The 20,736-nt window shown below is 50.6% G+C and carries 20 protein-coding genes; 11 read left to right on the top strand and 9 right to left on the bottom strand.

Features of this window, described 5'->3' with window-relative positions; genetic code table 11:
* Positions 1 to 54 precede the first annotated feature (54 nt).
* From rplI to GJJ30_RS14240, 4 genes are all read right to left on the bottom strand, one after another.
* Complete coding sequence (gene rplI / locus GJJ30_RS14255) at positions 55 to 498, bottom strand: 50S ribosomal protein L9 (protein ID WP_154175830.1); 444 nt, start codon at positions 496 to 498, stop codon at positions 55 to 57.
* A gap of 110 nt (positions 499 to 608) precedes the next feature.
* Positions 609 to 860, bottom strand: coding sequence for a 30S ribosomal protein S18 (gene rpsR, locus GJJ30_RS14250; RefSeq protein WP_111629733.1), 252 nt, complete (start codon positions 858 to 860; stop codon positions 609 to 611).
* 2 nt (positions 861 to 862) lie between these two features.
* A complete protein-coding gene (gene rpsF, locus GJJ30_RS14245) occupies positions 863 to 1,243 on the bottom strand; it encodes a 30S ribosomal protein S6 (protein ID WP_154175829.1) in 381 nt (126 codons plus the stop codon).
* Positions 1,244 to 1,382: 139 nt separating this feature from the next.
* Positions 1,383 to 2,327: a DUF8428 domain-containing protein gene (locus GJJ30_RS14240; protein ID WP_154175828.1), complete on the bottom strand. Its 945-nt coding sequence runs from the start codon at positions 2,325 to 2,327 to the stop codon at positions 1,383 to 1,385.
* A gap of 166 nt (positions 2,328 to 2,493) precedes the next feature.
* Between GJJ30_RS14240 and GJJ30_RS14235 the strand changes: the two genes are divergently transcribed.
* From GJJ30_RS14235 to GJJ30_RS14205, 7 genes are all read left to right on the top strand, one after another.
* Positions 2,494 to 3,156, top strand: a complete 663-nt coding sequence (locus GJJ30_RS14235; RefSeq protein ID WP_154175827.1) for a YggS family pyridoxal phosphate-dependent enzyme — start codon at positions 2,494 to 2,496, stop codon at positions 3,154 to 3,156.
* Between the two features lie 13 nt (positions 3,157 to 3,169).
* Positions 3,170 to 3,556, top strand: coding sequence for a DUF423 domain-containing protein (locus GJJ30_RS14230; RefSeq protein WP_154175826.1), 387 nt, complete (start codon positions 3,170 to 3,172; stop codon positions 3,554 to 3,556).
* 242 nt (positions 3,557 to 3,798) lie between these two features.
* Positions 3,799 to 4,203 carry a hypothetical protein gene (locus GJJ30_RS14225; RefSeq protein ID WP_154175825.1) on the top strand — a complete coding sequence of 135 codons (405 nt, stop codon included), beginning with the start codon at positions 3,799 to 3,801 and terminating at the stop codon, positions 4,201 to 4,203.
* Between the two features lie 5 nt (positions 4,204 to 4,208).
* Positions 4,209 to 4,877 (top strand): hypothetical protein, encoded by a 669-nt coding sequence (locus tag GJJ30_RS14220; protein WP_154175824.1) that lies wholly within the window; start codon positions 4,209 to 4,211, stop codon positions 4,875 to 4,877.
* Between the two features lie 94 nt (positions 4,878 to 4,971).
* Positions 4,972 to 6,327, top strand: coding sequence for an ethanolamine permease (gene eat / locus GJJ30_RS14215; RefSeq protein WP_154175823.1), 1,356 nt, complete (start codon positions 4,972 to 4,974; stop codon positions 6,325 to 6,327).
* A gap of 104 nt (positions 6,328 to 6,431) precedes the next feature.
* A complete protein-coding gene (locus GJJ30_RS14210) occupies positions 6,432 to 7,409 on the top strand; it encodes a hypothetical protein (RefSeq protein WP_154175822.1) in 978 nt (325 codons plus the stop codon).
* 47 nt (positions 7,410 to 7,456) lie between these two features.
* Positions 7,457 to 8,875, top strand: a complete 1,419-nt coding sequence (locus tag GJJ30_RS14205; protein ID WP_154175821.1) for a hypothetical protein — start codon at positions 7,457 to 7,459, stop codon at positions 8,873 to 8,875.
* Positions 8,876 to 8,968: 93 nt separating this feature from the next.
* Here the strand turns inward: GJJ30_RS14205 and GJJ30_RS14200 are convergent, their stop codons facing one another.
* On the bottom strand, positions 8,969 to 9,742 hold the full coding sequence (locus GJJ30_RS14200; protein WP_154175820.1) for an NIPSNAP family protein: 774 nt from the start codon (positions 9,740 to 9,742) through the stop codon (positions 8,969 to 8,971).
* A 141-nt stretch (positions 9,743 to 9,883) separates the two neighbouring features.
* Here GJJ30_RS14200 and GJJ30_RS14195 point away from each other — a divergent pair, with 141 nt between their 5' ends.
* The gene (locus GJJ30_RS14195; protein WP_154175819.1) at positions 9,884 to 10,846 is read left to right on the top strand and encodes an alpha-E domain-containing protein; all 963 of its coding nucleotides are present in this window, start codon (positions 9,884 to 9,886) and stop codon (positions 10,844 to 10,846) included.
* 55 nt (positions 10,847 to 10,901) lie between these two features.
* Here GJJ30_RS14195 and GJJ30_RS14190 read toward each other — a convergent pair whose 3' ends face one another.
* A complete protein-coding gene (locus GJJ30_RS14190) occupies positions 10,902 to 11,669 on the bottom strand; it encodes a hypothetical protein (protein WP_154175818.1) in 768 nt (255 codons plus the stop codon).
* Between the two features lie 313 nt (positions 11,670 to 11,982).
* Between GJJ30_RS14190 and GJJ30_RS14185 the strand changes: the two genes are divergently transcribed.
* Complete coding sequence (locus GJJ30_RS14185; protein WP_154175817.1) at positions 11,983 to 14,478, top strand: glutaminase family protein; 2,496 nt, start codon at positions 11,983 to 11,985, stop codon at positions 14,476 to 14,478.
* 24 nt (positions 14,479 to 14,502) lie between these two features.
* Complete coding sequence (locus GJJ30_RS14180) at positions 14,503 to 15,360, top strand: sugar phosphate isomerase/epimerase family protein (protein ID WP_154175816.1); 858 nt, start codon at positions 14,503 to 14,505, stop codon at positions 15,358 to 15,360.
* A 145-nt stretch (positions 15,361 to 15,505) separates the two neighbouring features.
* Here GJJ30_RS14180 and GJJ30_RS14175 read toward each other — a convergent pair whose 3' ends face one another.
* Positions 15,506 to 15,886, bottom strand: a complete 381-nt coding sequence (locus GJJ30_RS14175) for a response regulator (RefSeq protein WP_154175815.1) — start codon at positions 15,884 to 15,886, stop codon at positions 15,506 to 15,508.
* A 476-nt stretch (positions 15,887 to 16,362) separates the two neighbouring features.
* On the opposite strand from GJJ30_RS14175, the gene GJJ30_RS14170 reads away from it, so the two are divergent.
* Complete coding sequence (locus GJJ30_RS14170) at positions 16,363 to 16,614, top strand: hypothetical protein (RefSeq protein WP_154175814.1); 252 nt, start codon at positions 16,363 to 16,365, stop codon at positions 16,612 to 16,614.
* Between the two features lie 35 nt (positions 16,615 to 16,649).
* Here GJJ30_RS14170 and GJJ30_RS14165 read toward each other — a convergent pair whose 3' ends face one another.
* Together GJJ30_RS14165 and GJJ30_RS14160 are read right to left on the bottom strand one after the other, a co-directional pair.
* Positions 16,650 to 18,626 carry an adenylate/guanylate cyclase domain-containing protein gene (locus tag GJJ30_RS14165; RefSeq protein WP_154175813.1) on the bottom strand — a complete coding sequence of 659 codons (1,977 nt, stop codon included), beginning with the start codon at positions 18,624 to 18,626 and terminating at the stop codon, positions 16,650 to 16,652.
* Between the two features lie 17 nt (positions 18,627 to 18,643).
* Positions 18,644 to 20,620: a DUF5995 family protein gene (locus GJJ30_RS14160; protein WP_154175812.1), complete on the bottom strand. Its 1,977-nt coding sequence runs from the start codon at positions 20,618 to 20,620 to the stop codon at positions 18,644 to 18,646.
* Positions 20,621 to 20,736 lie beyond the last annotated feature (116 nt).

Raw genomic sequence — 20,736 nt, 5'->3', positions numbered from 1 at the left:
AAGTCCGAACCGCCCTAAATTATTTTATAGACTAACTCGCTATCAATCAACGAATTATTCAGCTGCTACGACGTCAAACTTGATGGTCTGTTTCACGTCTTTGTGCAGGTTAATCACGGCGTTGTAAGAGCCCAGAACTTTGGCGTCGTCGATGGTGATTTTCTTCCGATCGATGTCGAATCCTTTTTCTTTCAGGGCATCGGCCACCTGGGTGTTGGTCACCCGACCGAAGATTTTTCCGCTTTCACCGGCTTTGGCCAGAATCGTTATGGGTTGCTGGCTGATGGCTTCGGCCAGGGCCAGAGCGTCGTTTTTGGTTTTCTCGGCTTTGTGTGCAGCCTGCCGAATGTTTTCGGCAACCACTTTTTTATTTGATTCCGTTGCCATGACAGCAAAGCCTTGCGGAATCAGGTAGTTACGGCCATAGCCGGGTTTTACGTCAACGGTGTCGTTCTTAAAACCCAGTCCGGCGATGTCGGTTTTCAGTATGATTTGCATGATATGAATGAGTTTTCAGTTCATGGCATACGGTTTTCGGTATACGGTTTTCGGTTTCAAAATGAGCAGAGGAACCGAAAACCATAAACTGTAAACCGTAAACCGTAAACTTATTTCAGAGAATCGCCTACGTATGGTAATAAAGCGAGGTGACGGGCGCGTTTAACGGCCTGGCCCACTTTGCGCTGGAATTTCAGACTCGTTCCGGTGATCCGGCGCGGCAGGATTTTGCCCTGCTCGTTCAACAGCTTCAATAGGAAGTTAGGATCCTTGTAATCAATGTATTTGATACCGGATTTCTTGAAACGGCAATATTTCTTGCGGTTTTCGTTTTTGCTAACGGGTTCGTTCTGCAGGCTCATGGTTATTTCTCCTCTCCAGCTTTTTCAGTTTGTTGTTTGCTTTTTCCCAGTTGTCCTTTCCGCCGACGTTCGTTGTAAGCAACGGCGTGCTTGTCCAGAACAGTCGTCAGGTAGCGAATAACGCGCTCATCGCGACGGAACTCAACATCCAGTGCTTCCGGAACTTTCGTTTCCGATGTAAACTCGACCAGGAAATAGTAACCTGTGTTTTTGTGCTGAATCGGGTACGCGAGTTTGCGCAGACCCATACTCTCTTCGTTTACAATTTCCGCGCCGTTATCGGTCAATACTTTGCGGAACTTGTCGACAGTGTCCTTTATCTGAGCTTCAGATAAAACGGGAGTTAAAATGAACACCGTCTCATAGTTCTTTGTGAACTGCATGACAATTGTGTTAAATGGATAATGATTTCAAAATGAGGACGCAAAGGTAAGAAGAAAGCCGGAAAGGAGAAAGGTCAGACCGGTTTTTTTTATAACCCGCCCGTTCTCTCTCCGATCCGGCTTTCGCCCAATGAACTGCTTACTTCACCGTGAACTCGCCCTGACCAATTTTGAAGCCTTCCGAGTACAATTCGATCTGGTGCGTTCCTTCCTTGAACGGAATGTTGCCCCGGCCATACACAAATGCAACCTGCTGCCCCGAATTGTCGTAGGTGATGGTCTGTTTCGCAGTGTAAACCATTTCCTGACCATTAAAAATAAATTGGCCCGAACCCGTGGCCATATCCGAAATCACCGATCCGCTGGGGTCCAGAATCCGGAGGAAAATTTCTTTTTCGTTCAGTTGCGCCAGCGGATTCGTTGACAGCCGGAATGCGATCTTTACCTTGTCGATCCGCCGGGCCCGGTATTCACCCCCGTCGCTCTCTTTCCCGCGCCGGTTGATGGCGTTAACAACCAGATTTTCAGCTTTCAGGGCCGACGCCAGCGTGACCTTTTCGGCCAGTTCCCGGTTTTTCTCCGAAATGGTGTTCACCGTGTCATTCAATGCCTGCCGTTCATTTTTCAGGCTGGTATTTTCTTCCGTCAGCGTTTGATTTTGTGATGTAAGAATGCTGTTTTCCTCTTTTAAGCGACCAATTTCCTTGTCTTTTTCGTCCAGAATGGAGAGGTATCCCTTGATTTTTGCATCGTATTTTTTGATGTCAAAAGCCGCCACATTCCGCAGGTTTCGTTTGTCGGCTTCGAGTTGCTCTTTCACTTTCAGGAGGGAATCGACGCGGCCACCCAGCGACTGGATTTCGGAAATTTTAGCGTCCAGTTGCGTTGAAATGGAATCGAGCCGGGTTTTGGTGACCAGCATTTCCTGGGTTTTGTCAGTTAAGGTAGTTTGCTGAGCCTTATTGGTTTGCCGCTCCTGGTAATAAAAATAGAGCAGTAACAAATTCAGTGCAGCCAGAATCCCCAATGCCACTAATAGGTAGTTTTTACGATTGTTGCGTCGGTCCTGGTTATACGACTCCATGGATGTTAATACTTGATTTGATTCGTGTTAGTTGGCGTAAAGTAAGGGTTTCCTACCCTTTTTTCAATGAATTGCGGCATTATTTTCCAGCCGTACTACGCGAATCAGCTTCGGGGAGAATCCGGTTGCATCCGCTATCTTTGCACCAAAATTGAGTAATCAGACAATGACAATTGCCGCGAACATCCGCCAGATCGAAAGCCAGCTACCCGAAAAAACCCGGTTGATTGCCGTGACCAAAACCAAACCGGTCGAATTGCTCCGGGAGGCCTACGACGCGGGCTGCCGGTTTTTTGGCGAAAATAAAGTCCAGGAAATGGTCGACAAACAGCCTTTGCTGCCAGCCGACATCGAATGGCACCTGATCGGTCATTTGCAAACCAACAAGGTGAAGTACATGGCTTCGTTCGTGAGCCTGATTCACTCGGTCGACAGCCTGAAAGTGCTTCAGGAGATTAATAAACAGGCGACCAAACACCAGCGCGTCATCGACTGCCTGCTCCAGATTCACATTGCCCGGGAAGAAACGAAATTTGGCTTCGACGAACCGGAAGCGGAGGCAGTATTGAAAGATCCTGAACTGGCGCAGCTGCACAATATCCGAATTGTGGGATTGATGGGCATGGCAAGCAACACCGACGACGAAACCCAGATCCGTCAGGAATTTCGCAGCCTCAAGCAGCTTTTCGACCGGCTGAGCGGTTTTCAAAGACCGAACGTCCAGTTCCGGGAGCTTTCGATGGGCATGAGCGGTGATTATTTGATCGCAATTGAAGAAGGCAGTACGATGGTCCGGGTTGGAAGTGCGATATTTGGAACTCGAAACTGATCAAACCGCAATCATGCATAAATTCTTTTTACAATCCGGTGCCATTCTGGGCTTTTTGGGCGTTTCAATTGGAGCCTTTGGTGCCCACGCTTTCCGGGCCATGCTCGAATTGTCGAAGCGAACCGAAACCTTCGAAACCGCCGTCAAATACCAGTTTTATCATGCCCTGGCCCTCGTGGCTATCGGAATTTTGTTGCAGTTACCGGCCACGTCGGCGGCTTCAGCCAAATATTATTCGTGGGCCGGTTACGCTTACCTGTTCGGCGTCGTTATTTTTAGTGGGTCGCTTTATGCCATCTGCTTTACCGGAATCACCAAATTCGGGGCCGTTGCGCCCATTGGCGGTTTGCTCATGCTGGCAGGCTGGGCGTTGTTGCTGATTGGAAGCATGAAAGGGTAAAAGAATGATGAATGTAAAATGTTAAAGTTGTTAAGGAGCGATCACTTTTACATTTTACATTCAACATTTTAAAGATTGTCTAAATTTTAAAATTTTTCTTAGTCGCTTTGCCCCCAACCCCCTGAAGGGGGCTTTGGCACACCGATTAAAGCCCCCTTCAGGGGGTTGGGGGCAAAGCTGACAAGAAAAAAGCTGAATTTTAGCCAATCCCTTACATTTATCATTAATTTTCTTCAGCACGTATGAAGCTTGTGAATATAAGTCTGGGGCTGTCAGTTTTATTGGCCGGTTGGCTGGCCTTGTCCGCGTTAAGCCCGGCGATTTCCCGGACAACGGAAAAGACCGTGGTGATGACCGATTCGGTGAAACGCGATCCGAATACCGGTCTGGTGGCGGATGAACACCTGACGCTCGTGGTTGCCCAGTGTACGGCCTGTCATTCGAGCAAACTGATCCTGCAAAACCGGTTTACGCGGGATGGCTGGAAGGAGAAAATCCGCTGGATGCAGCGCACACAAAAACTCTGGGATCTGGGTGAAAGCGAGCCGGTTATCCTCGATTATCTCGTAAAACATTACGGACCGGAGCAAAAAACGTTCGATGGTCGGCGAAAACCGCTACTGGCCATTCAGTGGTACAAATTGTAAGTCTGATGAAAAAAAACGCTTATCAATATCTTTTCGGACAGGATACGCTCTATCAGGCCGTTGAACCCGAACCGGTTTTGAAAAAACAACCGGTTTTGGAACCGACGCCCGTGGAGCCCGAACCCATTGTTGAACAAGCGTTACCTGAACCTGAATCCACACCCGCTCCGGTCGTTTCCGTTGAACTGCCAGAACCGGAAACGATTCAGCCGATCGCCGTAGCCGAACCGACACCGCCCGTTGCGGCTGTCGTCGAGCCAACCGCTCCGCTGGTTCCGACGCCAGTCAATGCGTTACCTGAACCAGCTCCAATGGCCGAAAAACCTAAAGTGCTGATCCTGATCGATGAAGAACTGACGCCCGGCGAATTGATTTTCCTCGAAAACATCCTGAAAGCCATTCACCTGAACCTGAACGAAATCGATATACTGAATCTGGCCGGTTCAGGTCTGGTCGATTTCCACGCGGTTTTGGAAAACAAGGTTCTCCACCATTTTATTTCGTTCGGCGTTCCCTTCAAAACCATTCACCTCAACCTCCAGATGGATCGTTACGATCCCATCCGGATTTTTGGCATCACATTCCTGCTCGCCGACCCACTTTCGGCCATCGAAGCCGACGCGAAGCTGAAACGAAAACTCTGGGCCGTTTTGAAGAAAGTATTTTTGGAATAAACCCAAAAATGACTTTTATTTAGATACCTATCCTGAATTTCAACGTAGGGGAATACGGTTTTGCATTTTCCCCATTTCTTTTTTTACTTCTCACATGGTCGAATCCTCTACAGGCGCTGCGCCCACCCAATCGGGTGAGTCGGCAGACCAGCCCGGGTTGCGGAAAGTGATTACAACGGCACAGCTGTGGTCCATCGCCGTGGGCATGGTGATTTCGGGCGAATATTTCGGCTGGAACTACGGCTGGGCCGTTGCCGGAACCATCGGTTTTCTGGTGGCAACCCTGCTGGTGACGATCATGTATCTCGCTTTTATTTTCAGTTACACCGAACTGACCACCTCGATTCCGGATGCGGGCGGGCCGTTTACCTATGCCAAACGCGCTTTCGGCTCAACGGCAGCCTTCATTGCCGGTTTTGCCACGCTCGTTGATTTTCTGATGTCTCCGCCTGCCATTGCGGCTGCACTCGGAGCTTACGCCAATTTTCTCAATCCAGCACTGCCGGTTTTGGGCGTAGCAATCACCACCTACGCTGTTTTCATTGCCATCAACATTCTGGGAATCAAGGAGTCGGCTAACTTTTCTATGATCGTAACGGTTTTGGCCGTGGTCGAATTGCTGGTTTTCATGGCGTTGGTGGCACCAGCCTACGAAACCAAAAACCTGGTCGCTCACAACGAATCGTTCAACGCCGGTGGGGTATTTGCCGCGTTGCCATTCGCCGTCTGGTTTTACCTGGCCATCGAAGGCGTTGCGATGGTGGCCGAAGAAGTTAAAAATCCCAAGAAAACCATTCCGCGTGGGTATTTATTGAGCATCGGAACGCTGGTTGCGTTGGCGCTCGGCACGATGCTGCTCACGGCGGGCGCGGGTGACTGGCGGTTGTTGAGCAAAATTGATTATCCTCTTCCCGAAACGCTGGCGATGGTGCTGGGCCGTAACAGTCCGTGGTCAAAAGTGTTCGCCAGCCTGGGCCTGTTCGGCCTGATCGCGTCGTTTCACTGCAACACCATCGGGTATTCGCGGCAAATTTTTGCGCTCGCCCGTAGCGGTTATCTGCCCGGTTTTCTGTCCACCGTCAACCGCCGTTTTCAAACCCCGCACTGGGCGCTCATCGGTGGTGGTATCATCGGGATCATTGCCTTACTGTCCGGCACAACCGGCGACATCATTATTCTATCGGCGCTTGGTGCGGTCGTCATGTACATCAGCAGCATGGTGTGTCTGTTTCAGTTACGCCGGAAAGAGCCAAACCTCGAACGACCCTTTATCGCGCCCTTCTATCCGTACGTACCCGCCATCGCGCTGATTTTGTCCAGCGTCTGCCTCGTTGCCATTGTTTACTACAACCTGTGGCTGAGTCTGATTTTTGCCGGATTAGGGGTGACTTCCCTGCTCCTGTTCCGACTCGTTAACCCGCGGTTGGCCGATACGCCCCCGGTTCGTTAAACAAAAAACCGCCGAACCATTCAGAAAAACCGTTTGTTGCACAATATAACGCCGGTTCGACCGGTTTTTATTCAACACCTGATCAAGGTCGTGACCGGTCCGATATGGCGTTCGCAGAGCAGCTAAACAACAAGACTTCTTTACCGGATTCCCCCGCTTATCTTCCAGAACCGCTCCCGAATTGGCTGGAAGATGAGGATTTGCTCCGCGACGAAGCGGCTGTCCTCGGCCTGTCCGATGCCCGTCTGGAAGAAAAAACCGCCCTGATTAATCTGTATTTTCAGCAACAAGCCGCGCTTCTGCAGCGGGAACTCGAAAACCACGGCGAAAAAATCGGTGAACTGAATCTATTCATCGAACAGCAGTCAAACCGGATGGCGGAACTGCAACGGAAAACCGATGAACTGGAAGCTGCCAGGCCCGACGGCGAACCCCAGTTTCTGAAAACCACGGTGGGTCTGGCCGCATCAGCTGGACTTATGATTGGGACCTATTATTTATTGGACGAAACAGTCCAGCCGCATTTTCGGGAAAGTCAACTGATTGCCCTCGGAATCCTTCTGGCCAGTTTTTCCGGTCAATATTACCGACCCGCGACGAAGACTGAAACCAACTCCAGCCTTTCGTTTCATCGGTTGTTGACCGAAACCGCCTTGCCCTTTGCCACTTCATTTTTTGTTTTCATCCAGGCAATTCAAAACCAGTCGGCGTTACAATCGATTGCCCTTTCCGGGTTCATTTTCGTTCTATTTGTTGCTTCCGGAAAAAGAATTTCCGGTTTGGTAATGGCGTTACAGAACGATTTTCGGTATTGGAATCAGGGGAAAAAACTGAAAAAAGAGCGCGAAACGAAAACACAAACCTGGGGAAATGAAGTTAATCAGTTAACAATCAGCATAGACGCGATGCGCGTGCAGAAATGGCAACTGTTGCCCGCCCTGCAACAAGTCGAAGCCGCATTGGCCCGAATCAACACCCGACGCGCGTTGTTGATTCATCTCTTTGAAACGGAATTCAAGCTTGCCCGCAGCCTCCGCGACCGGCTTTCGGAACGCCAGCGACGGGCCATCCTAGCAGGTTAACGAGGGATCGGCATTCTTACGCCAATCCCTCTTAAAAGGAAAAAGATATGAATGAGCAGCAACCAAATGACAGTCAGGATTTTCAGCACGGCTACACCAGCGGAGTCGAAGGCACCGACCGCCAGAATTACGAAGGGTATCTGTCGAGTCAGGTAAGCGACGAGTGGATCAGGGAGCGCGTTGATAGCAAGCGCGACGAAATCCGGGAAATCGACCAGCAACTGGCGGATACGACGGCCCTGCGCCGGGAAGCCTACGACCGGCTTCAGGATCACGTCATGCAAACGACGCTGGCCGGTAAAAACGCGGAACTCCTGGAAGCTGACATCAAAACCGTTGAAGAAGAACGCGTTAAACTGAAAGAACGCCGGGAAAACACCGCGTCGGAATATTCGCTGCTGGCCGGTCTGATATTCGTGGCTGCCGGTATTTCGTTCGTCGCCGGTGACCTCATTATTTCGCACGAAATTGTTGCCTACGCCCTGAATATCCGCAACAACGTCGAAGCCTGGATGTTCGCGGTTGGTCTGGCGATGGTTTCCATTTTGCTGAAACCGGCCTACGACCGGCTGATTGAAGAACCGTATAATTCAAATCCCACACCCGAAGCCGCTCGGCGATACGGCTGGTTTAAAATGGGGCTGGCCACGCTCTCGATTATTACGCTGGTCATTCTGGGCTGGTTTCGGTATGACGCCTACCGGACGGACAAGCTGAAAGAAGCCATCAATAAAAGTATCAAAAATATTCAGTTGAATGCCACTCCGCTGGACCCTACTAACCCGAATCCGGTGACGGACCAGCGCGTTTTGCAGAAAATCGAACAGCAATTGCAGCAATCCGACGAGCTGAATCTGCAGTTGGTTAACAGCCCGTGGGCACTGATGTCGTTCGTTTTGAGTGGCGTTTTGTTCGCGCTGGCGGGTGCGGTTTGTCTGGGGATTGGCTTACCGGTTTTGCAGAAGTTCTGGTTCCGCTGGTTGCAGGTCGATCCGAAGCTGTGGCGGCTGCGTCGTCGGCGAAACCGGTTGGAGAAAAAGTATCAGGCGGCTCAACAGGAAGTAGCTAAACACCTGACGCAGAAGAACATCATGGATCACGAGCTGGAAGTGTTACCCTCGCTCGACGAGTTGCGTCAACGCAAACAGCAACTGACCGAGGATATTGACCGGTTGATCAACGACCGGAAACTGGCCCGCACCGACAGCCGGATTGCGTCGTTCAACGATGGCTACGAAAAAGGGCAGGCTGCTCGTCAGGCGATGAGCGAAGAAGAATACAATCAGTTTCGGAACGGTTTTTTCTCGGTTTCCAATCTGGCCACCAAAGCCCGCTCCTCGTCCGATCAGGAACGGCTGGCGTCCGACAAAACGAATTACGCTACCCCCCGCCCGATCAACGGCTTACGCCCTCACCAGGCCGTCCGGAAGCGGTTCGCGGAAGGGCTGGATGGCGAAAATGAATGATTTTTTCATTGCGTGATTTAGTGAATGAGCGATTGAGCGAAGAATCCGATTGGGGTTCACTCAATCGCTCATTCACAATTCACTCAATGAAAATTATTGAATCGGCGAGTAATCCGTAGGTTTCATGTAAACGGATTCCACTTTGGTGGTCAGCGGGCCGTTTTTCTCCGAATCCGCTTTCGCTTTTACCCATTTGGGATCGGCCCGGAATTCGTCAAAATGCTTCTTGCCTTCGGCTTCGCTGGGATGCGCCAGAATATACACCAGTTTCGACTGACCGGTTTCGTCGGGCTGCGTGGTGAGCCAGTAAGCAACGTTGGTCATGCCGTGTTGTTCGAACAATTTCAGGGTATGATTTTTAAACCGGGCCACCAGGTCGTTCAGTTTGCCGGGAGCCGGTGAATAGGTCCGCAATTCGAACACCCGGCCGGGTGCTTTGGTCAGTTTGAGTCTCGGTGAAATCTCGGCTTCCGTCATGAAAATCTGATCCACTTTCGCGACGATTTTCCCATTGGCTTCGGTTTTTGCCACCACTTCTTTCCACTCCGGATCACTGCCGAACGCTTTCCAGGACGCATCGCGGGCTTCTTTGTTGGGGTACGAAAGGATGTAAATCAGCCGCTCGGGCGAGCCATCGATTGGCGTCCAGTAACCCACGTTGGTCATGCCGTGTTTCTCGAAAATTTTGCAGGTATACTTCCGGAACCGGTCGATAATGGCTTCGTAATTTCCGGGTGTCGGGTAATAAATCCGAACTTCATACAAACGGGATGGATCAGCCGGAGGAGCGGTTTTCGAACCCGAATCGGCTACGGCAAAACTCAATGCTGTCACAAGAAGGCTACAGGTTAATAGGAAATTTTTCATTGAAACTCGGATTTAGTTAAGATACAAAAATAACTAGAGATTGATCATGTTGAATTATTTAAACATTATTTTGAAAAAGGCGCACCTTTCAGATAAAAACCTATCTTTACAAATAATATATCCCTATAAAATTTTGATTTCATGCTGAGTCGCGTTGCAAACTCTATCTACTGGATGAACCGCTACATCGAGCGGGCCGATAATTATTCCCGTTTTATGAGTGTAAATTTTAACCTGGCGCTGGATCTGCCGCCCAATGTCGATGAGCAATGGGAACCGCTTTTAATTGCAACCGCCGATAATTACCTGTTTTACAACTTCTACCAGGAACCCACCCGCGAAAACGTCATTGATTTCATGACGTTCGACAAGCGAAATCCCAATTCCATTGTCAGTTGCCTGAACAATGCGCGCGAAAACGCCCGGACCATCCGTGAGAGTATTTCCAAGGAAATGTGGGAAAACCTGAATGAGCTTTATCTGCGCGTGCGGGACACCACCACGAAAGGCGAATCGAATTTAAACCGGCTGCAGGAATTTTTGAACGACGTCCGAAACGGTTGCCAGCATTTTTACGGCGTCATCGACTGCACCATCACGCGCAACGAAGCCTGGCATTTCGGGCGGGTTGGGCGGTTTCTGGAACGGGCCGATAAAACCTCCCGGTTTCTGGATGTGAAGTATTTCACGCTCCTCCCCGACCTTGATTCTGTGGGGTCAACGCTCGATCTGATGATCTGGACGGCGGTTTTGAAATCGGTCAGTGCGTATAATATGTACCGCCAGCAGTATAAGATGATTAGTTCGTCGACAATCGTGGAATTTCTGATTCTGGACAAACTGTTCCCGCGCTCAGTCGCCCATTGCATCCGGCAGGCGGAACTGTCGCTTTATGAAATTTCGGGGAATGCGATTACGAACGGCTTTAAGAACGAAGCCGAGAAATCGTTGAGTAAACTCCGATCGGAAATTGAGTTCACCGAAACGTCTGAACTCTTCAAAACCGGTCTCCATCAATACCTCGACCGGTTCCAGACGCGGAATAACGAGGCAGCCAAAGCGGTTTATGAAACCTATTTCAGCCTGAAACCGGTGGAAGTTTAACGGAAGAATGAAGTGGGGAAAAGGGTTAAAAAGCGGTTTTTAGCCCTTTTCCATTTTATTTAAAGAATGGGAATGTCAGGGCTACGTAAGCCATGGAAGCCCGGTTGCGAAAACGCTGGTTTTTATCATCAATGTTGACGGTGCTGGACCGCATCTCGGTAGTAATCCACTGATAACCCCCTTTGACACCCAGCCGTCGCATCACCCGCAACCGGACGTAAACCTCCGTCGATAAAGAACCCAGGTCGTTGTCGCCCAGCAATCGGGCATTAATGCGCTGAGGTTGAGCAAATTGCTTCGGTGAGGCCCGAAAACTTACCGTATCGACTGTTCCGGCGGTATTGGTAGCCGTAAACCGTCCGGTGGATGAGCGGTAGCGCCCTTCCCGGTTTTTTCCAAAACCAATTCCCAGCAAGTCAGCCCCGGCACCCACTTCAATCGGTCCGACACGAACCTGGGCCCGCAAACCAAAGTTGACCGCCGTGGCCGTTACCCAATCGAAGCGCATGGTATCGAGATTTGCCGGTACAATCGGCGCCGAAAGTGCCGCAAAACCGGTTTTTTCGCGCGTCAGTTTTGCCGGAGCCGTGGTATAATTCAGGTTATCCCCGTAAAATGTGTTCAGTTTTACCGTCCAGCCAATGGAAAAAAGCTGCTCCTTGCCCACGTTCAGCATTTCGTAGTAGGTGATGGAGGGAACCAGATAGTCGTTTTTGAAAGCGGCCCCGACATCAACTCCGCTGCTCAGACGGCTGGAAGTAGGGGTTTGTGAATAGGCGACAATAGTGAGGAAAGTAAATAAGGCTGTTACTATTTTTCTCATATGGTAGACTTACTTTGTAATGCAAAGTTAATGGGATAAACTGAAAGGTCTATAATTTGTTAGTTACCATTCCGTCATTTTTTCACATCCTGCGGTAATTAAGCTGATTTTTACCCGATTGGTCCGTGCCATTTTGAAAGCGAAAGGCAAAATACAGCTGCGTTTTCAATTCCAGGTCTTTCCGGAACAGAATCAAAACCGGTTCCCGACCAAGTAGAAAAAAAGTATCCAATGATTTATACTAAATTCGTGCAATCGGGTGGTTTGATCCCAGTTGACACCCGATATGTACTCAACTAATCAATCATAACTAATGCCAAAGCAATTCTCCAACCTTATTTTCTTACTCATTTTTACCCTGGCGGGCGTTCTGCCGGTTTGGGCACAACGGCCTCCCGCCTATCCTTTGGTCACGATTGATCCTTATACCAGCCTCTGGGCGTTTAGCGACAAATTGAATGAATCACCGACCCGTCACTGGACGGGCAAAAACCAGCCGCTCGATGGCCTGATTCGTGTGGATGGCCGGACATACCGTTTTATGGGCTCCCAACTAACGACGCTAAAAACCGTTGTTTCCACGGCCCAAACCGAAGCTTATGAACTGAGTTATACCTTTCAGAAACCGGGCGATGGCTGGGAAAAACCGGGTTTCAAACCCTCATCCGACTGGAAAACCGGTAAAGCGCCTATCGGCGACGGCGCTTCCAGCAATCCGATTCAGCCCGCTACGATCTGGAAAACCAAAGAAGTCTGGTACCGCCGAACCGTTACGGTTTCCGACCTTAATTTTGAACACCTGGTCCTTTATATGAGCCACGATGACGATGTTCTTGTGTACATCAACGGCGTGAAAGCCCACGATAGCGGCCCCAGTTACGTTGGTGATTACAAAATATTTCCCCTCGACGCGGCTGCAAAAGCGGCCCTAAAAAAAGGATCTAACCTACTGGCTGTCAGTTGCCTGAACCCGGTTGGGGGCGGTTATGTTGATGTGGGTCTGGTCGATGAACGAAAAGTCAATCTGGGTGCGCCGGTCGCGCAGGCGCAGCAGCAAAGCGTGAAAGTGCAGGCGACACAGACCGAATACAAGTTTGCCGCCGGTCCGGTTGCGCTGACCGTCAATTTCACAACGCCCTTGTTACTGGATGATCTGGAGGTGGCAACCCGGCCTGCTTCCTACCTCACCTATTCGGCCCAATCGATCGATGGAAAACCGCATACGGTTCAGATTTACACAGCCGCATCCGGTTTGCTGAGCGTGAATCAACCCACGCAGGAAGTGGTCGGGAAACGGTCGTCGGCTGAAGGGTTGACGGTTTTGTCGATCGGCACTACTTCACAAAAAATCCTGGGGCGCAAAGGCGATGATGTGCGGATCGACTGGGGTTATGCACTGCTGGCGGCCCCCACGGCCACCACGACGCAAACGGCCATCGGGCAGCCAACGACCCTGTTCCGCAGTTTTGTGAGCAAAGGCGTTATAGCAGACGATGCCAGCCAACCAGCCGCGGCCGACAGCCGATCGCTGGCCGTTGCGCAATCGCTGGGAACGGTTTCGCAAACGCCCAAAACCGCCCACCTCATTCTGGGATACGACGATATTTATTCCGTACAATTTTTTGGTAAAAACCTGCGGGCCTGGTGGCGCCGGGACGAATCGATGACGGCAGAAAAAATGCTGGCAGCTGTTGAAAAAGATTACGCCAGTCTGACCGAAAAAAGCCGCCAGTTCGATCAGAAACTGTACGCCGAAGCCGAGAAATCGGGTGGAAAACCATATGCCGATTTGTGCCAGCTGGTTTATCGGCAATCCATTGCCGCTCACAAAACCGTTGCCGGTCCCAAAGGCGAAGTCTTGTTTTTGTCCAAAGAGAATTTCAGCAACGGCTCCATTGGCACGGTGGACATCACGTATCCGTCGGCTCCGCTCTATCTGATTTATAACCCGACTTTGCTGAAAGGCATGATGGAGCCGATTTTTCAGTATTCCGAAAGCGGGAAATGGACCAAGCCGTTTGCCGCGCACGACGTTGGAACCTACCCGCTGGCCAATGGGCAGACGTATGGCGAAGACATGCCGGTGGAAGAAAGCGGTAATATGCTGATTCTGACGGCTGCTATTGCGGCCGCCGAGAAAAACGCCGATTTCGCCAGGCAACACTGGCCCACCTTGACCGTCTGGGTTGATTATCTCAAAAAAGACGGTTTTGATCCGGCCAACCAGCTTTGCACGGACGATTTTGCCGGTCACCTCGCCCGCAACGCGAACCTGAGCGTGAAAGCCATTCTGGGCATTGCTTCGTACGGGCAATTGGCGAAACAACTGGGGCAGACGGAGTTAGGCGAGCAACACCTCAAATTGGCCCGCGAGCTGGCTCAAAAATGGGTTCAAATGGCGCAGGACGGCGATCATTACGCGTTAACCTTCGACAAACCGCAGGGAAGCTGGAGCCAGAAATACAACCTGGTCTGGGATAAACTGCTGGATTTGGGCATTTTCCCGAAAGAAGTGGCCGAAAAGGAAATCCGGTATTACCTCACCAAACAAAAACCGTTCGGTTTGCCGCTCGACAGCCGGAAAACGTACACCAAATCGGACTGGATTTTCTGGACGGCAACCATCGCCGAAAAACCACAGGATTTTCAGGCCCTGATTCAACCCATTTTTAAATACGCCGATCAGACACCAAGCCGGGTGCCGCTGAGCGACTGGCACGAAACCACCGATGGCAAGCAGGTCGGTTTTCAGGCCCGCTCCGTGGTGGGGGCTTATTTCATTAAATTACTGAACGATAAACTCCATTAATTCACCTTTTCACAATCTAAACCCATGCTGAAAACCCGATTGCCCCTGTTGCTGAGTTCTGCCTTGTTGCTCGCGTCCAGCAGCGTTTTTGCTCAGAAGAAAATCTATACGTTTCCCATTGGTATTCAGTCGTATACGTACCGATTCAGCTTTCCAAAAGGCGTTGAGGCAACCCTCGACACCATTCAGTCGCTGGGCGTCACCGAAATGGAAGGCAGTACGCCCCCGGGCGTCACGACCGAAGCGTTCAAGAAAATGCTGAAGGATCGGAACATCAGCATTCCGGGCACCGGCGCGGGCTACGATGAAATAGTCAAAGATCCGATGGAGGTGGTGAAGAAAGCCAAAGAGCTGGGTGCGAAATACGTCATGGTTGCCTCGATCCCGCATCAGCGGGGGAATTTCACGCTTGAAAACGCCAAAAAAGCCGTGGAAGATTTCAACCGGGTGGGCAAGGTGTTGCAGGAAAACGGCCTGACGTTCTGTTACCACAACCACGGCTTTGAATTCCAGCCGTACGAAGATGGTACGCTGTTCGATTACCTCGTGAAGAATACCGACCCGAAGTACGTATCCTTTGAAATGGATATTCTGTGGGTCACCCACGGGGGGGCCGACCCGGTTAAATTGCTGAATAAATACGGTAGCCGCTGGAAGCTCATGCACCTGAAAGACCTCAAAAAAGGCGTGAAAGGTGACCTCACCGGTGGCACTCCGAAGGAGAATGACGTGACGCTGGGAACGGGCCAGATCGACATACCGATGGTGCTGAAAACAGCCAAAAAGGTCGGCGTCAAGCACTATTTCATCGAAGACGAAAGTCCGACCTGGTCGTATCAGGTGCCGAAAAGCATTGCTTATTTAAAGAATCTGAAGGAGTAACGCTTTCCGATTGTAAATGGAAGGTCCGTAGAAAACCGCCTGAGCGGTTTTCTACGGACCTTTTTTTGGTGAATACGTGGCGGAAATCTTCTGGAAAGAAGCGGTTTCAAAAGGTAATATCAATCCCACTACCCCTATCGACGGCTCAAATACTGGCCGAAGCGAGTATGCTCTCAATTTTGCTGAGAAGTTCGTTTGGCTTAAAGGGCTTGATCAGGTACGGCGTTGGTGAAGCGAGCAACACCATCCGCTGGACGGGCGGCAGATCAATCGCCGACATCAGAATAGCGGGAACGGGCTGGGGTAATTCGTTGGATTTTGCGACGACATCCAGTCCGGTGGACTCCGGCATCATCACATCCAGCAGCAGCAGGTCCGGTCGGGGTTCGGTTTTCAGGAGCTCAATGGCTTCCAGTCCATCCGATGCCATCACTACCTGATACCCGGCTTTTCGTAGGATCTGACTCAAAAATTTGCGTATGGCCGGATCATCATCCGCCAAAAGGATTCTTGGTTGAGAATTCATAGTACAGAGAAAAGGATGAGTAATAAAATAGCACTCTCTAGCCACCCGGAAAACCCTGTCTGGCAAAGGCTCCGGATTCGCGGCCCAATCTATGACTGAATGTTGAATTAGCGCATAAATAAGTCTGACAATCTGAAAAAAAAGTGAGTAGACGGAAAACCTTAGCGGAACGATCAGGCTCCGCTGAGAAAAGAGCCAGTTGCTGCCTGCTGACTCGCCCAATTCCTGAATTTGCTCCTTCCGGAGGTAAAGTGATTTATTGATCGGTCGCCTGTTGTTAGTAACTGGTGCGGTTAGCGTTCATTTAACCGTTAATTTTAGCAATCAAAACCATCCTTTAACACATTGATTAACAGACGCTAAAGCAAATTGAGTATTTTTTTGGTAACATATTAAGGGGAATCTGTAGCAAAATGCCCTTGCCGACGCATTAATGGCACAAAGTTTGACGTTTTTTAGTCTTAAAACTATGCGAGATGCCAACGAATGATCGGCCCTATTTTATGATTGCAAAACCCGGCTCCAGTGAAGATTTTGACTTTGGTGAAGTTAACCGGTTTCAGGCGAATACCAGTAGTCATCGTATGGCGAAATACCGTAAAAATAAGCCGTATAAACTTAGTCTTTCAAAGACTATTTTATGGTCTTCAATTTTATTGATTGCCGTGGGCTTCTTATTTTTATGGTTCAAATTAATCGAAAAACTCATCGGCCTGTTCATGCAGTAATAAGCCGTCGCAAGCCTAAACAGGCGGTTTTCAGATTACATTAGTTCCTTTTTCACATCGGCTGCAACCGCCATTTCATCGGCGAAATACATGTCCATTGCTTCCTTGTTTTTCACCGCTATTTTACCCCGGTAACTGCACTGGAAATACTCTTTTACGAGTTGGTACGTAGCGGATGAAATATTGATTTTTCCAACCTCGCCGTGCTGTTCCATGCGGGCCGCCGTGTTGACGGTATCGCCCCAGATATCGTAGGCAAACTTGCGGGCACCCACGATTCCGGCCACCACCGGCCCGGTGTGAATCCCGATCCGAAACTCGAAATGCCGCAGCCCCTGAGTCTGCCGCTCCGCTTTGTTGCGCAGCATGAACGCCCGCATTTCCAAAGCCGCCCGGACCACTTCGGTGGCATTTTCCGGATACGCAACCGGCAAACCGCCCGCGCACAAATACGCATCGCCAATGGTTTTGATTTTTTCGATGCGGTAGCGGCTCAGAATCTCGTCGAAAGCCCGGTAATAATGATCAATTTCGTGAACCAGTTCTTCGGGTGAGAGCAATTCGCCGGTGCTGGTGAAGTTCTGAATATCCGTAAATAAAACCGTTACGCGTTCAAACCGGCGCGGTTGTGAATGGCCCGTCAGTTTCAGTTCATCGACAACTTCCGACGGCAGAATATTGAGCAGCAATTCCTCCGACCGCTGCTTGGCCACCTGAAGTTCTTCCGTCCGCTGGGTTACTTTTTGCTCCAGGATGACGTTTTGCTCGTTGACCAGACGCCGGTTTTCTACCAAAAGCCGGATCTGTTCCTGCTCGGCCTCCTGCCGCTGCTTTTTCAGCAAATCCACTTTGTAGGTAAGGGCAACCGCAAAGAACAGAATCTCAACGCCGACACCGAGGTGAATACTTTCGTAAGGCAGAAAACCGTAGGGAAACACGCCCACGGTATACAGCAGGTAGATGAAGATGCCCAGGTAGAAAAACAGGTTCCCAACGATGTAAAACAAGGCCGGGCGAAATCCTTTGCTTAACATGGCAACTCCGGCCACCAGGCTGAAAATTCCTTCCAGCAAAACCACCAACGGCACGATATCAACCCGGCTGCCCAAACTGTAATTCAGGCTCACATTCAGCACACTTAGCCCGAAACCGATCAGGTAAAGCACAACGATTCCGAAACCGATTTTGTAAAAAACCGGAGCCTGATAACGAAGGCGTAAAAAGGTCAGCGTGAACAGAATATGGAGAAAACCGGTCACGGAGGGCAAAGCAGCTCCAAACCGTTCGATGGAAGGATTTGCGGCCCAGAAAAACTCGCTCGTATGCCCCCGAAACAGGGCCATCAACAGACCCATGAAAAACACCCAGATCGCATACCGCAGATTGCCTTCTTCGCGCAACCGGATGTATAAAACCAGGCTGTAAACGATGATAATAAGGATAAATCCGTAATAAACCCCGTAAAACAAATCGGATCGGTGCTGGCTCTGTAGCAGTTTGATCGCCGAAAGCGCGAACATGGGCAGGGCCGAGGTGTACACGCCTTCCATGTAGACGTAAAACGTGTGAACTTCGCCATTCCGGGATTGAATGGGGCAAAACTGCACACTTTTCCGAAACGAATTCCGGGATTCGGGCTGAAGACTTCCCAGGGTGTTGACGGCCAGCACCCGGTTTTCAACCGTTTCATAAACCCGCATCAATTCGGTTCCTGCGTAGATAAACTGCAGAAATAGCTCACGATCGGTTTCGTTGGCCAGCTGGAACCGGAACCAGTAACCGAGCTGGTGGTCATACGGTTTGATCAGGCGGTTTTCGGTCGGAACAAACCGGAACTTTTCCGGATTCTGAAGCAGATCGTCAATCGCTACGGAACCGGCTTTTACTTCCAGCAACTCACTGGTGCCGAAGACATTATATGCGCTGTTCAGGTCGCTGATCCGAATCGGCGCGGCTCCGGCCCGGCAAAATACGGAAAGGCTTAGCAGCAAAAAGAGTAGAAGTCTATTCATAGTGTCTCCAATCGGGGTCAGGAAATGGTCGGCAGCAGGGCCGTTCGCAGCATTACGTCTACTTTATGAGCCGTCGTACCGAATTCTTTCCGGGCAACGTAGATCAATGGCAACCGTAAAATCCAGGGCGGGCGGGCCACCAGATTCCCCATTTTGGCCGCTTTGGCCTCCAAATCCGTCAATAGCCGCTGTCGTTCCGATTCGGTTTTGGCCTCATAGAGTGCGAGGCTGTTGGCCCAGGCCTGCTCCCGGCCCTGCTTCATCACCGCACTTTCAACGGCCTTGATTTTATCCGAGAAATACTTCACGAACGTGCCGAAGGGTCGGAAAACCCGGCCCACATTATCGTTCATCTGGTCGTACATATCCTCAAACAAGCCGTTCATTTTCACGAAATCATTACTAAACAGCTGAATATCTTTGCCCTGGTAAACCTCGGCTACCACAATGGGTAAGTCGTAAGAAATGTGGGCATTGGCAGCCGAGAAAATATATTGATCGGTGGTGATGAGCGTCCGCGCGGCATCGAACGACAGTTGCCAGGGTGCCGAAGCCGGTTTTCCATCAAAATACTGGTTCAGCGCTTCAAAATACCGGTTTCCAAATCCGACATCGACCTGCTCCATTTCCACCGGATTTTCAAACATTCCCGCCTTCAGGCCATCCTGCACGCGCAGCGTTACCAATTTATAAATGGCGCAGAACAAACCGATCGGATTGTTCTGCGACCGGAAATGACGGGCTACTTTATCGAGGTAAAAAATCACCTCTTCGATCGTTTTTGCCGGTGGAATCCGGAAATCCGGCTTCTCCGATTCCCAGGTGTCGGTCAGGGCCGACGGCAAATAAAACTGCTCGCTTTTTGCGCCGTTGTAATACGCCATCACGAGCCCGATCATCTGGTTGCTGAACGCCCGGCCCACCGCCCCCAGCAGCAAATGGCGGTCGCTGGTCGAGCGGAAGCCTTTGTCCAGCCACTGAATCGCATTGATGGCTGCCGAATCGTTCGGATCGTCCTCTTTGGGCACATCGAGCAGATCCGCGTAGTTGTCGCCAATAAAAAACCGTACAAAAACCGCCGGTAAATTCCGGAACGGTCCGAACGAAAGCCGGGAATTCATCAGATCGATGCAGGCTTCGGTAAGCTCAGCGCCTTCCCGGCCGCCATCCGGCGACTTTCCGGCCTGTTGCTCCAGAATGGCGTTCATCAAAAACCGCCCGTCGTCCGCATTTTCCGAGTTCAGGTCGTCGTCAACGCCGATCATGTGCCCGACCACTTTCCAGAGGTGCAGATAGGCTTCGCTTTCCTCAGGCGTTAGCTCGATGCCCATTTGTTTCAGGCCATCAATAATGACGACCCCGAACGACAGCAAGGTCCCGACCAGATCCTGCTGATTGATCGGAACGCCGTAGGTTTCCAGATCCCAGCGGTGCTGCTGGGCGTGATACCGGATGACGGCGTGCATCAGCCGAACTTTCTGGATGGAAACAATGGCCAGCCCATCGTGTTCGAAACTGTTCAAGGTCAGGATGTTCACCACAAACTGGGCGGTTTCCATCAATCGCCGGGTAAACGAATCGAGCGAGCCGTCGTGCACGCGCAGCCGACCGGTGCGATAGAGCACTTTAGCCCCCCGCCAGCAGGTGTAACACAAGGGGAGCGATTTGCAGAGGAGCAGCAGCAGAATTTTCGGCCCGTACAGTTTAAAAACATCCGTTGCAACCGCGAGTTTAAAAGGCTCGGCCCAATCGGGCAACCGGCGGGTTTTAACGAAATAATCTTCCACGATCTTTTTCAGACGCTCGGGCAAAACGTCGAAAGCCGGGTTCGGAAAGGTGCGGTTTCGGACCAGCATCTGAAAAATCTGATCGATCTCACCTTTCTGGTTATCAAGCAGAATGGCCGCAATCGTTTCGTCGGCGAGGGGGTCGCCCAACCGTCGTTTGCTCCACAGAAATTCGTCGGTCCAGGTGGCAACTGAAGGGCTAGTCATTGGAAAGTTGTAGGAGAGTTAAGGTTACACAAATAACCATAATAGTAACTCATTTCCCAATTTCTCCGGCACATTCTCCCTTTCTACCGCAATGATTTTTATCCGGTTTCGGCATT

Source organism: Larkinella terrae, from assembly GCF_009668025.1.
GTDB classification, from domain to species: domain Bacteria; phylum Bacteroidota; class Bacteroidia; order Cytophagales; family Spirosomataceae; genus Larkinella; species Larkinella terrae.
This window is presented reverse-complemented; position numbering and strand designations above follow the sequence as displayed.